The organism is Paraneptunicella aestuarii, assembly GCF_019900845.1.
Classification (GTDB): Bacteria; Pseudomonadota; Gammaproteobacteria; order Enterobacterales; family Alteromonadaceae; genus Paraneptunicella; species Paraneptunicella aestuarii.
In genome coordinates this window covers 788,834-802,017 of the sequence record NZ_CP074570.1, presented here as the reverse complement: position 1 = coordinate 802,017, position 13,184 = coordinate 788,834, and the positions used below count along the sequence as shown (strand labels likewise).

The 13,184-nt window shown below is 46.9% G+C and carries 7 protein-coding genes and 1 CRISPR repeat array; of the genes, 6 read left to right on the top strand and 1 reads right to left on the bottom strand.

Going from position 1 to position 13,184, the window contains the following annotated elements; all coding sequences use genetic code 11:
- Positions 1-2: 2 nt before the first annotated feature.
- Positions 3-1,937: an N-acetylmuramoyl-L-alanine amidase gene (locus tag KIH87_RS03395; RefSeq protein ID WP_232360130.1), complete on the bottom strand. Its 1,935-nt coding sequence runs from the start codon at positions 1,935-1,937 to the stop codon at positions 3-5.
- 2,489 nt (positions 1,938-4,426) lie between these two features.
- On the opposite strand from KIH87_RS03395, the gene KIH87_RS03390 reads away from it, so the two are divergent.
- The 6 genes from KIH87_RS03390 to KIH87_RS03365 all read left to right on the top strand — a co-directional run bounded on the left by KIH87_RS03390 (position 4,427) and on the right by KIH87_RS03365 (position 13,163).
- Positions 4,427-4,774, top strand: coding sequence for a hypothetical protein (locus tag KIH87_RS03390; RefSeq protein ID WP_232360129.1), 348 nt, complete (start codon positions 4,427-4,429; stop codon positions 4,772-4,774).
- A gap of 412 nt (positions 4,775-5,186) precedes the next feature.
- A CRISPR array of direct repeats spans positions 5,187-6,213; the repeat unit is 37 nt; unit sequence GTTGCAACCAAACCTCAGGGCGAAGTGCCCGTGAAAC.
- Between the two features lie 1,715 nt (positions 6,214-7,928).
- On the top strand, positions 7,929-8,606 hold the full coding sequence (locus KIH87_RS03385; protein ID WP_232360128.1) for an IQ calmodulin-binding motif-containing protein: 678 nt from the start codon (positions 7,929-7,931) through the stop codon (positions 8,604-8,606).
- Between the two features lie 238 nt (positions 8,607-8,844).
- Entirely contained in the window at positions 8,845-10,227 is a 1,383-nt protein-coding gene (locus tag KIH87_RS03380) for an FAD-dependent oxidoreductase (RefSeq protein WP_232360127.1), read from the top strand.
- Between the two features lie 17 nt (positions 10,228-10,244).
- Positions 10,245-11,093, top strand: coding sequence for a cyclase family protein (locus KIH87_RS03375; RefSeq protein ID WP_232360126.1), 849 nt, complete (start codon positions 10,245-10,247; stop codon positions 11,091-11,093).
- A 12-nt stretch (positions 11,094-11,105) separates the two neighbouring features.
- On the top strand, positions 11,106-11,909 hold the full coding sequence (locus tag KIH87_RS03370) for an SDR family NAD(P)-dependent oxidoreductase (protein ID WP_232360125.1): 804 nt from the start codon (positions 11,106-11,108) through the stop codon (positions 11,907-11,909).
- Between the two features lie 33 nt (positions 11,910-11,942).
- Positions 11,943-13,163, top strand: coding sequence for an aminotransferase class I/II-fold pyridoxal phosphate-dependent enzyme (locus KIH87_RS03365; protein ID WP_232360124.1), 1,221 nt, complete (start codon positions 11,943-11,945; stop codon positions 13,161-13,163).
- Positions 13,164-13,184 lie beyond the last annotated feature (21 nt).

Genomic DNA, 13,184 nt, shown 5'->3' with positions numbered 1-13,184 from the left:
AATTAGTTCACACTATGTTGAACATCATCAATATACACGTACACGTTATAGCTGGTTTGCGCACGATAGAACCAGATAGCATCTAGCGTAACCGTGCTGGAATCCAACTGCCCATTGGCTGAACCGTACCAGGCATTCCATTGAGAAGCATCATCCAGGTTCCATTGAAGGAATGTCCATGTTGAAGCCGGAATAGTACGAGAGATAGATCTTTCAGTGCCAGAACCATCATCCACAGCCACAGCCGCCGTCAAGCCAGTACCACCAGAATAAACCCAGAAGCCAACTCTTCCGTTCGCAACCGTCATGCTGGTATTGTTCGAAGGACTACCGCTACCAGACAAGAATCTCACAGACCAGTTAGCACTGCTTGCAGCATCATCAACCAATAAAATTTGCTCAGAACCGGTGCCATTTTTAGCAATAGACGTGGTTCTTACCGCCGTTGACGATGTCGAAATACCTACAGTGCTTCCAGAATAGGCAGGAGCAAGATTGAAATGCCCTTCCGATGATTCAAAGCTATCCAGAATCGTCGTGCTAGGCGTACCGCCACCAGAACCACCATTCACCAAATTGGCATATTTTGACCAATTCCAGTTAATGCCCGGGTCGGTATGGGTTTGGTCAGGATAATGCTGGTGGCCTTTTACCGTATAGGTTTGCGACAAGGTCACAACACCAGAGTGCGCCGAACCGGAATAAGCATTGCCACAATTCACACTGTACTTACTACAGATGTGAGAAGTGATATCCGCTGATGAGTTATACATAGCATCGGTATACCAGGCAGGGTTACTCACATAACCTTCATGCTCGATACCAATGGTGTAAGGGTTAGCAGTACGGGCGTGCCACGCCTTATTGCTTTCACGCACCATTTGCGTTACCTGGCCATCAGAGCTACGCACCATATAGTGAGCAGAGGCACTGGAACTTGGATTCTGGAACCAGCTAATCGAGCCTGAATAAGACCCTTGCATGGTATGAATCGCAACGTGAGAAATGGTGTCGTTACGCGCACTGTAGTTAGGCGACGTTACCCACAAAGCAGGCGGGTAATCAGTGCTGCTAATGGTGTAGTTGCTTTCACTTCCATCATCCGCTTTTAAGCTCTCGCCTTGCTCACTGTCTTTCTTTGTGGCAGAAGCCTTAGGCTCAACATCTTCACCTTTAAGAGAGATTTCACCCGTATCCGCGTTGATAAACAAGCCTTTTGCTCGCAACAGTTTCAACTCGTCTTTGGTAAAGGCTTTTTGCCACTGAACAGGGCGATTCTTGATATTAATGCCATGGTCATCATAGCCGCGCTCCAACACATTGAAGGCGTCAAAAACAAAGCTGTTAGTAGCGTACTGATTGATGCTGTTATCGGTAGGAATACCCGACAACTTGGCCAATACCGGACGATAAGATTCGATAGATTTACCCTGAAGCGCATTATCAACCACTTCACGCTCAATAAAGGCAGCGGTTGCCATAACGTAAGTTTCAAGATCATCGATCATGGCTTGTTGATCTACGCCATAAGCATTGGCGATCATGCCCAAAGTATTCGTAAAGCCATTCGCTTCACTATCATACAAACCAAATAAGCCATAAGTTTGAGGCATACCTAAATGGTTTTCTTCACCGTCGGGCATACGATGCTCCCAACGAGTGGCAACAAACGCCAAACTCTCCAACATACCCTCAGGAATATTGCTATAGGTGGTATATGCCTTGGCAAACAATTTTTGAAACTGCGCTCTTTGCTTCTCTAATTTGGCATTTGTCTCCTGAATAATCTGAGCTTGCTGATCAACCTGAGACTGCTGCGCTAGCTTTTCTTTAGCCAGATCTTCCAACACAAGAGTATTTCCCTCTGCGAATGCATTCGACGAAAGGCCAACGCATACCGCAAGAGATAAAGCTTTCAACGCTATATTCTTAGACATTATTTTCTTTTCCAGTGTGATTTTTCAAAGATTGATATTTATCGATTTAAAGCATGGGGCTCTATTACAAGCAGACAAACATCACCTGCAAACAGGTTAACAAACTTACCCGAATTTGCATTGAATTTATTTTTATAGAAAAGCGTTCAAAGCTATATATCGCTGATTGCACGGGCACTCTGCCCTAAGAGCTCTGCAACCAGCGGCGATCGACGCAGCATCATTCATCTGATGCAGTTTCACGGGCACTCTGCCCTATCAGTCCGTCGTCATTCCGGCCTCCGAGCCGGAATCCAGAGAATCAACAACAGTTGTGCCTGTTACAACCTTGCTAACTCCAACCATGTTTATTCGCGCTTTCCCTGGATACAACTTTCATTGAAGCGACAACAAGTTTACGGTTGCTTAACCCATCCGTGGTGCTTGGTTCCAGCCGCGACTTCCTGTCGCGTCGTTCGTTCCTTTTGGCGTAATTACCTATTACGCCAAATCTGCTTACGCAGACCGGAGCCTCACCCCCATCGGGGCTAGCCTTCGGCTATTCACCAAGATTTGTTGGAACAAATCAGAACAGCGATAGCTGGCTTGCGAAGTAAGTGGAGCACATGGATGTGCGACATAAAAACGCTCCCGGCAATTTTGTCACGGGCTCTCTGCCCTAAGAGCTCTGCAACCTTAGTAAAATGTCGAGTCGGGTAGCGGAACCTTTGTTTCACGGGCACTCTGCACTAAGAGCTCTGCAACAAAAGATGTTATTTCTTCCCTTAAGAAAAAAGGAGTTTCACGGGCACTCTGCCCTAAGAGCTCTGCAACAACTTGCTTTAGCCAAATACCAAGAGGCCTGCCTGTTTCACGGGCACTAAACCCTGTCCACTAATCACCACCGAGTTTGCGGTTGCTTAACCCATCCATGGTGCTGGGTTCCAGCCGCGACTTCCTGTCGCGTCGTTCGTTCCTTTTGGCGTAATTACCTATTACGCCAAATCTGCTGACGCAGACCGGAGCCTCACCCCTAAGAGCTCTGCAACAGGTGCTGTACTCGTAATACTATATTCGTATTACGTTTCACGGGCACTAAACCCTGTCCACTAATCACCATCGAGTTTACGGTTGTTTAACCCATCCATGGTGCTGGGTTCCAGCCGCGACGTCCTGTCGCGTCGTTCGTTCCTTTTGGCGTAATTACCTATTACGCCAAATCTGCTTCGCAGACCGGAGCCTCACCCCTAAGAGCTCTGCAACCTTAGTAAAATGTCGAGTCGGGTAGCGGAACCTTTGTTTCACGGGCACTCTGCCCTGTTCATCGCACTTATCAGCAACGCACCAGATTCAACAGGTGTTTGTCTGAAAGTCACCATCACATTCAACCACGTTTATTCGCGCTTTCCCTGCGCTCACCCCTTCGGGGCTAGCCTTCGGCTATTCAAAATTGCTCCCGGCAATTTTGTCACGGGCACTCTGCCCTAAGAGCTCTGCAACAGCGGGCTTCTGGAGGCCTTGATTTTAAAGGGCTACAGAAGGGCTTTACTACCATCATTTATTAAAGAACGTGTTTTCGGTTGTTGAACCCTTCCATGGTGAGGGCTTCCAGCTCGGCATCCATGCCTCGCGTTCGAGCCTGAAATTGCTGCGCGCTCTCGCAATTTCCGGGCGGCTCTCACCCACCACTTTTTTATTGGTAAAAATAATGGCTTTCCATAACTGTTTTTGCAAGTTTCATTTGTTGCTTGTCTTCCCGTTATTAAAGGGGTGTCACCATGTATTTTTTGAAAAAGCAAGCAATTAAATTTATAACCCATTGTTTTAATTGAGTTATTTTAAAAAGCCGAAACAACTTGTTACTTATGTCAGTTTCATGGTGATTTTTTAGTATTAATTCCTTTTTGAAATATAGTAAACAACTCAAAAATTAACATTTATCAGTCCTTTTTTCAGCATTCTATGCTTTTATCCCATTGTCTCTTTTTGGTGTTTTCTCATTCCTTTGCAACGCGTCAAATAAAAGCAATTTATTTCAATAAAGTCAATTGATTACTGGTTTTTTACTATCACTTTTTGTGCTTATTTTCTGCCTTGCATTCCTTTTTATTCTTTCTCTATATTTTCTATTTTTGATATATTTTTGGCTGTTTCCAGTAATTGTTAACATTGCTGTCTTTAAAAGAAATTGGAAACTGAAATCAAGAAAGAAAAAAGCTAAAAGGAAAAGGAAAAGAAAAAAATAGGAGATAAGAAGAATCAAAGAGAATGAGGATAAATACAAAATGAGTAATTATTTCAGCTTAATTCTGTAATTGTTCAGATTTAAGCCATATCGTTCGAGTTCGAGGCAGAAGCGCGGAACGTATGATTACTACTTGAGCACTTCTAACGAAGAAATCGGACGATAGGGCAACAAGCTGAATAATTATGAGTTTTATAGTCGCCGCTTTTAGGTGCTTGCAACACCCAAAAGCAGCTAACCATCACAAACTAAATCGGAGTTTACAATGGCTAATTATGATTTTAAGGGCTTTGGGGGATGTTTTGTCAAAGAGTTTCCGCTTGAACAGGGGAATTTGGTGTTAAAACAGCGTTGGTTGTCGCTTTTTCATGCGAATTCAGGCAGCCAGAACCACACGGGCAAGCCTGTATCCGGCTCTTCTCATTCGCAGGCTCAGGCATCGTTATTGGTACTTCCCGGGTATGTGTTAATTACGACTCAACCTCAGTTATGTGGGCAATTGGCGGGCATTGCGGAATTACAGTTCCGGCAAGACGAGTTAAAGCAGGACTTTTCCCATGCCATCGAGGGTTTGCTCATGCAAATCACCAGGTCAACGCCAGTGCTCATGTAGAAAATTCATGTAGCAAATTCATGGCAGGCCGTTTCGGGAGGCTTATGTTAATGGCCTCCTTTATTGGTGAAATGGAATAGTCGAAATAGCCGAAATAAAAAACCTTAGCTCACAACATCCCATTGCCTTACAATGCCAACCTCAGGGTTTAATACCACCCGACATCCGCTAACCTAAAGTGCTCATTGCAAGGTTTATCAAAAAACCAGCTTAACCTACTGAAATAAAACACTTTTTCAGCCAGACATAAGAAAAACGATTAGCGGAAAACAAAAGCTCTTTAACAATCAACCAGTTAGCAACACAAACGCAAATGGACATTGCACCAAAAACCTCAATATCAAGGCTAAATAAAGAGGTTAGCGGAAAACACCAAACCAGGCCACGAGGAATAAGGCCAACAACAGAGGGAGTTGCAACCAAACCTCAGGGCGCAGTGCCCGTGAAACCCTATAGTGTAAGGATATTGTAGATATTACCCACGTTGCAACCAAACCTCAGGGCGCAGTGCCCGTGAAACCAGAAGTCGTCATCAAGAGGTGCTTTTCTTATTTCGTTGCAACCAAACCTCAGGGCGCAGTGCCCGTGAAACCAGCTCTATACCTTCTCTTTCCTGGATAAATCGTTGCAACCAAACCTCAGGGCGCAGTGCCCGTGAAACCCCATATAAGGTCGTGTTTAGTATGGATCCCATGTTGCAACCAAACCTCAGGGCGCAGTGCCCGTGAAACTTCATGATCTGATATTTTGACTACAACCTTTTTGGTTGCAACCAAACCTCAGGGCGCAGTGCCCGTGAAACTAATATTCCTTTACCGTTGCCAGATGCGCATGTGTTGCAACCAAACCTCAGGGCGCAGTGCCCGTGAAACTTCGCCCCCCAACCCCACATAGCCGCAAGCTTCCAGTTGCAACCAAACCTCAGGGCGCAGTGCCCGTGAAACATTCTGGGCTTAGATTTGGATCCGCCATCGAAAGTTGCAACCAAACCTCAGGGCGAAGTGCCCGTGAAACCTCCGCCTCGAGTACGGAGTGTCTTTTTAGTGGGTTGCAACCAAACCTCAGGGCGAAGTGCCCGTGAAACTTTTTGATGTAGTTTTTATCCATTACACAACCCTCGTTGCAACCAAACCTCAGGGCGAAGTGCCCGTGAAACTTTTTGATGTAGTTTTTATCCATTACACAACCCTCGTTGCAACCAAACCTCAGGGCGAAGTGCCCGTGAAACCTTCGCTACGTCCAGGGACTTAGGAAAGCCGGAGTTGCAACCAAACCTCAGGGCGAAGTGCCCGTGAAACAAGCAGGTCTGGACGGTGCTTGTTTAGAGCTTCGTTGCAACCAAACCTCAGGGCGAAGTGCCCGTGAAACCAGAAACGAAGAACGCGGAAGTTTGTTTTTGAGAGTTGCAACCAAACCTCAGGGCGAAGTGCCCGTGACAAAAATGTCGGGAACATTTTTGAATAGCCGAAGGCTAGCCCCGAAGGGGTGAGTCTCAGGGATGAGACGAATAAACGTGGTTGAATATGGTGCGGTTCAAATAGGTACAACCGTTGTTGATTCTCTGGATTCCGGCTCGGAGGCCGGAATGACGACGGATTGATTGGGCGAAGTGCCCGTGACAAAATTGCCGGGAGCAATTTTGAACATGCTTTAGCATGGCTCCGAAGGAGTGAGCGCAGGGAAAGCGCGAATAAACGTGGTTGGAGTTAGCAAGGTTGTAACAGACACAACTGTTGTTGATTCTCTGGATTCCGGCTCGTAGGCCGGAATGACGACGGATTGATTGGGCGAAGTGCCCGTGACAAAAATGTCGGGAACATTTTTGAATAGCCGAAGGCTAGCCCCGAAGGGGTGAGTCTCAGGGATGAGACGAATAAACGTGGTTGAATATGGTGCGGTTCAAATAGGTACAACCGTTGTTGATTCTCTGGATAGCGGCTCGGAGGCCGCTATGACGACGGACTGATAGGGCGCAGTGCCCGTGACAAAATTGCCGGGAGCAATTTTGAACATGCTTCAGCATGGCCCCGAAGGGGTGAGCGCAGGGAAAGCGCGAATAAACGTGGTTGGAGTTAGCAAGGTTGTAACAGACACAACTGTTGTTGATTCTCTGGTTTTTTATTCTCTTGCATCGGGCTCGGAGACCGGAATGACGACGGATTGATTGGGCGAAGTGCCCGTGACAAAATTGCCGGGAGCGTTTTTATGTCGCACTTCCATGTGCTCCACTTGCTTCGCAAGCCAGCTAACGCTGTTCTGATTTGTTCCAACAAATCTTGGTGAACATGCTTTAGCATGGCCCCGATGGGGGTGAGGCTCCGGTCTGCGTCAGCAGATTTGGCGTAATAGGTAATTACGCCAAAAGGAACGAACGACGCGACAGGAAGTCGCGGCTGGAACCAAGCACCATGGATGGGTTAAACAACCGTAAACTCGTTGTCGCTTCAATGAAAGTTATACCCATGGATAAGACGAATAAACATGGTTGAATGTGGTGCGGTTCAGATAGGTACAACCGTTGTTGATTCTCTGGTTTTTTATTCTCTTGCATCGGGCTCGGAGGCCGGAATGACGACGGATTGATTAGGCGCAGTGCCCGTGACAAATCCATCGGGAATGGATTTATGTCGCACTTCCATGTGCTCCACTTGCTTCGCAAGCCAGCTAACGCTGTTCTGATTTGTTCCAACAAATCTTGGTGAACATGCTTCAGCATGGCCCCGATGGGGGTGAGGCTCCGGTCTGCGAAGCAGATTTGGCGTAATAGGTAATTACGCCAAAAGGAACGAACGACGCGACAGGAAGTCGCGGCTGGAACCAAGCACCATGGATGGGTTAAACAACCGTAAACTCGTTGTCGCTTCAATGAAAGTTATACCCATGGATGAGACGAATAAACATGGTTGAATGTGGTGCGGTTCAAATAGGTACAACCGTTGTTGATTCTCTGTTTTTTTATTCTCTTGCATCGGGCTCGGAGGCCGGAATGACGACGGACTGATCAGGGCGAAGTGCCCGTGACAAATCTTTCGCTTAAATAATTAATGGCTAAGTTTTTACTTCACCTATAGTATTGATTATTCCACGTACAGTTTTGTGGCTGACGAAAAACATAAAGAGCTTAAAGAAGCGAAAGAGCCAGAGGAAGATTAAAATGAATCCACCACGCAAGCCTCCCAGTGCTGCGGAAGTTGTTGCACAGAGACAAAGCGCAACACCTTCTGCTCCAGCTTCGCCCAGCGGAAGAATGATGCCGTCACCACCACCGTCGCCTGTTGCTGCCGCTGCAGCACCACGTCCAGCTCCCGCACCAGCTCATACCGAAGCTACACGCAATGCCGCCGCTACCAAAATCCAATCGTTAATGCGTGGGCATTTGGGTCGCATGAAGGCGAAGGAAGAGAAGTTCAAGCAAGTTGCCAGCCGCGTTGCTCCACCCAGTCGGGAAGCATTCGATTGTGACCGTTGGGCTGCCGATTTCCAACAAGCATTGTCACATGACAGACTCCCGTTTACCGCCGTAAAATATGCAGTTCGCCCGGAGAAACAACCGAGCGCCATCGCAACAGGCGCTCGCATCGAATACAGTGGAGCGCATATTGGGCATGACACCCACTTCTTTACCAAAGTACAAGTAGGTAATAAGAAGCAAATCTCTTTCGACAACGTCAATCCTCAAGGCGTTGAATCGAGAGAACATGCAGCAAATTTCCGCTTCTTTCTTTCACCTTATGCACTCAAACAAGGGGATGATTCAGACTCTCATGTTCCCGTTGCCAAGCGAGACCATGTGCTGACTTACGTCAAAAAGGATCAGAGTTTCCGACGCTAAATAAGTGTGCACAACTGTAAGTCACCTCATTCCAGCATCAGGAAATCATTCTATACAGGTAACGTTCAAGCAATTGTCTATACAAGTTTCCGATTTATTGACTTGCTCGCTCACAGCAAGGTTAAATGCGCAACCATAACAATATGGATAATTTTTTAATTAAGTAACCTGATCTATGCATACTGCCTATTTTCAGGATAAATCGCGTTAACCTTTATTCTCTTTACAAAGGCTGTCTATGAACGATATCGCAATTGTAGGTGCCGGTTTAGTCGGTACGGTATTAGCCATCCACCTCGCCAAACAAGACTTCAATGTAACAGTGTATGATCGCTGCCCCGATCCCCGCAAAGTCAAAATGGGGCGCTCCGACCGTTCACTTATGATCGTATTGAGCGCCAGAGGCTTACATGCTCTGGATGCAGCCGGAGTTGGCGATGCCGTTAGAAATGTCGCTCTGCCGATTTACGGTAGAACCATTCATGCTCCCGATGGCGAATTAGCGTTCCAACCATACGGCAACAATCGCGAAGCATTACAAGCAGTAGACAGAAACGAACTCAATGAAACCCTGATAATAGAAGCGGCGAAGCATCAGAACATTACCTTTCATTTTGAACACGAATGCCTCGATGTAGATTTGTCTACGCCCAAATTGGCTTTTCAAGACGCAGATGGCAATCAAAAAGAAGTATACCATTCGCGAGTTATTGCCGCTGACGGCGCCTACTCTCGCGTTCGCCAAGCTATGCAGAAAACGCGGTTTTTCGATTTTTCGCAGAAGTATCTTCCGCGTTCCTATAAAGAAATTGTTATTAAGCCCGATGCGAGTGCAGGCCAAAGCCTGTCCAATGAAACCTTCCATGTTTGGCCTCGTGGTACTTTCATGCTTTCAGCCTTTCCCAAAGCTGATGGCAGTTTTTCCTTATCTTTACAGCTTCCCAGAGAAGGGGAAAACACCTTCGACACACTTACTACAGAAAGCAGCCTGAAAGCCTTTTTCCAGACTCATTTTGCCGATGTAATACCGCTGGCGGGCGACAGCTTAATGGACTTTTTGGATAGACGCGAAGGCAGCATGTTAACCATTAAATGTTTCCCTTGGTCTCATGAAGACAAGGTGTTACTGATTGGTGATGCGGCGCACGGTATATTGCCTTTCCTTGGACAGGGAGCAAACGCGGGCTTTGAAGATGTCATGGTATTGTTGGAGCACATTCGTGAACATGGCGATGACTGGCGCGCTATCTTCAATCACTTTGAACAGGCTCGTAAACCCAACACCGACACCATTGCCAACCTTTCTTACCAAAACTACCTGATCCTGCAAGATGCGGTAGGCGATCCTAATTTCCAATTGCGCAAATTAATTGAAAGAAAGATCCAGGATCTATATCCAGATCGAGTTTCAGCATCGTTGTACTACAACATCGCCTTCACTCGTACTCCTTACGAACAAGCATTGCAGTATGACAAAGCTTATCAAGCTGTCATCGATGACATCATCAAGGTGCAAAACATCGCCCAAATCATCGACACAGAACAAGGGGAAACGGTGATTCGTGACGCTATGAATAATCATTGGAATGGAGATGAAGTGCGTTCTCCCGCTCACGACTAAACACAGGGGAGAGTCGCTTGAAACTCTACATTGAGATATCAAACACACAGTGGCAAGTGCATTTAGACAAAGGCCACCACATTTCCATTGCGCTGGACTTTAACGGCGAGCAGCCCAATGGCTGGGATAGCGCCCCTGCAACCGCCCAAACCTTCGCAGCCGGTGACTTTATCGCCGACACGCGCGAAGGCGGTAGCTGCAACGTGACGGAATATCGTTTTACGCCCCATTGCAATGGCACTCACACGGAATGCGTGGGTCATATTGTGAATAATCCCATCACGGTTCACAGAGCCCTTGAAGACGCACTGCTTCCAGCGACGTTAATCAGTGTAGAGCCGGAATCATTCGCCACAGCAACAGACGAAGCGACCCATTTGGCGGACAACAGCGATTATGTGATTACCCAACGATGCATTGCAGAAAAATTGGCGAAACAATTGGCGAAATTATCAAACGCTGTTCACTTCAATTCGGCGTTGGTTATTCGCACATTGCCCAATAATAGCGACAAACAACAGCAACAGTATTCAGATTTCATTCCGCCTTATTTGTCGAAAGATGCCATGGAATACATTAACTCCATCGGCGTAAGGCATCTGCTTGTGGACATTCCTTCCGTTGATCGCATGAGCGATGGTGGAGAATTAAAAGCTCACCGGACTTATTGGGCGCTGCCAGCGCAGGAAAAACACATTTCCGATCCAGAGCAGAACCCGAATTTAACCAAAACCATCACCGAATTTATTTATGTGCCTTCACAAGTGCAAGACGGCGTGTATTTGCTCAACTTGCAAATTCCAGCCTTTGTTACCGATGCGGCGCCTTCTCGCCCCATTTTATTTCCTGTTTCCGAAGCCAATTAGCAGGTATTCAATATGCAAACACAAGACAGACAACAACAGAACTCACATAAACGAAACGTATTGATTACCGGCGGTTCCAGTGGCATTGGTACAGAATTGGTACGCCAATTCGCACAAGCAGGCGATCGCGTTATTTTCACCTATTTCAGCGGGGAAGAACGAGCACAGGAACTGGCAGAAGAACTTAAGGATTATCAAGTTGAGTATCATTTGTTTGAACTGGGTAATCTCAGTAGTCACCGCGATCTATTGTCGCAGCTACCTCAAATTGATGTCCTAATCAATAACGCTGCGCTCGGCACCAAAACCGTTGAGAAAATGAGTTCTATTCAGGAAGAACAAGACGAAATCATGCTACGCGTTAACGCCCTCGGGCCACTGTGGTTAACCGAAGCGCTATTACCCAAAATGGAAGAAAATGGTTATGGCAAAATCGTGTTTTTTAGCTCAGTGGGCGGCGGTATTACACAAGTTCCCGGCTTTCGACTTTCCGACGAAATGAGCAAAGCGGCGGTGGCACATTTAGGCCGTCAAATGGCGGTGGAACTGAGTTACAGCCCTGTGGATGTGTTCACCGTATGTCCGGGCGCAACCGACACGCCCATGTTTCAGGCCAGCACCACCAATAAACTTACCCCTGAAGAAAAAGCCGCGTTTTTGCGCAGATTACCAGGCAGACGCATGATAGAACCGATCGAAATTGCTCGACTGTGCTTTAACTTGTGCGAACCGTTTAGCCAGGTGCTTCGAGGAACCGTCATCGACGCATCGCTTGGCTTGGGCGCTTACCCCGGTTCAATTATTGATTTGTCATAGCCTAAACCTAACTGGAACGAAAGGAATTACAACGTGGTATCTAAACGAGTCTCGCCTATCCTGTCTGCCGACAAAGAACTGGTCGCACGCTATTTTCAGTGCAAGCAATCCCCCTATCATGCCGAGCATAACCCCGATGGCTACATCAATTTCGGCACGGCAGAAAATTATCTGCTTTGGGATTTGATTGCAGAAAAAACACAGGAAGTTGGCGGACTGACAGAAGCCGATTCCCACTACGCTGAACTGCACGGAAAACGCAGCTTTCGCCAGCAGATTGCCAGGCTATTTAGCACTCGCTCTGGCGTAAACATATCAGAAGACGACATTGTCACCGCAGCGGGAACTACTGCAATTTTAGAAATTCTGGCCTACTGCTTATGCGACCCAGACGATGCCATACTGGTTCCCACGCCTTATTATTCAGGCTTCGATTACGCTTTTAATATGCGAGCTGGAGCCAAACTGCTTCCCGTTCCTTGCGACGTTTCCAACCAGTTTTCGGTTTCAATTGAAAGCATTAAAGCCGCATTGGATGAAGCCAGACAGCAAGGTATTAATGTACGCGCCATGTTAACCAGTTCACCGCGCAACCCCATTGGAGACACCTTAAGCAAAAATGATTTACAAGAATTGGTACAGTTCTGTGAAGCAGAAGGACTAGAGCTGATCATTGATGAAATCTTTGCCGACACACGAACCTCCGACGAGCCCTTTTTCAGCGCCATGAGCACCGAAGCCAACCATGTTCATACCGTGTACGGTTTCGCCAAAGACTTTGCCTTATCAGGACTCGCCGTAGGCGTACTGCATTCCAAAAATAAAGAGCTGTTGGAAGCGGCACAAGAACTGGCACACTTTAGTCGGGTATCGAACCATACTCAAAGTTTGGTCGAGCATGTTCTAAGCGATGAAAAATGGCTGGAACAGTTCTTCCAACAAGCCAAATCACGCCTGACTGATGCCTACAACGCCATTACCAACGACTTACAAGAAGCCAACATTCCTTACATGGAAGCCAAAGGCGGCGTATTTGTTTTTGTGAACCTGAGCGAATACCTGGACAACGACAGCTTTGAAGCAGAAAAAGCGCTCAGCAATAAAATATTTAACGACTGCAAAATCAACCTGTCACCCGGAGCACTATTTCACTGCCCACAGCCGGGCTGGTTCCGTATCACATATACTCTGGATAGAGAGCAGGTGAAAACCGGGATAACAAGGCTGGTGAAAGGACTGAAATCGCAAGCATAAAACTGAGAATCGCAATATCAA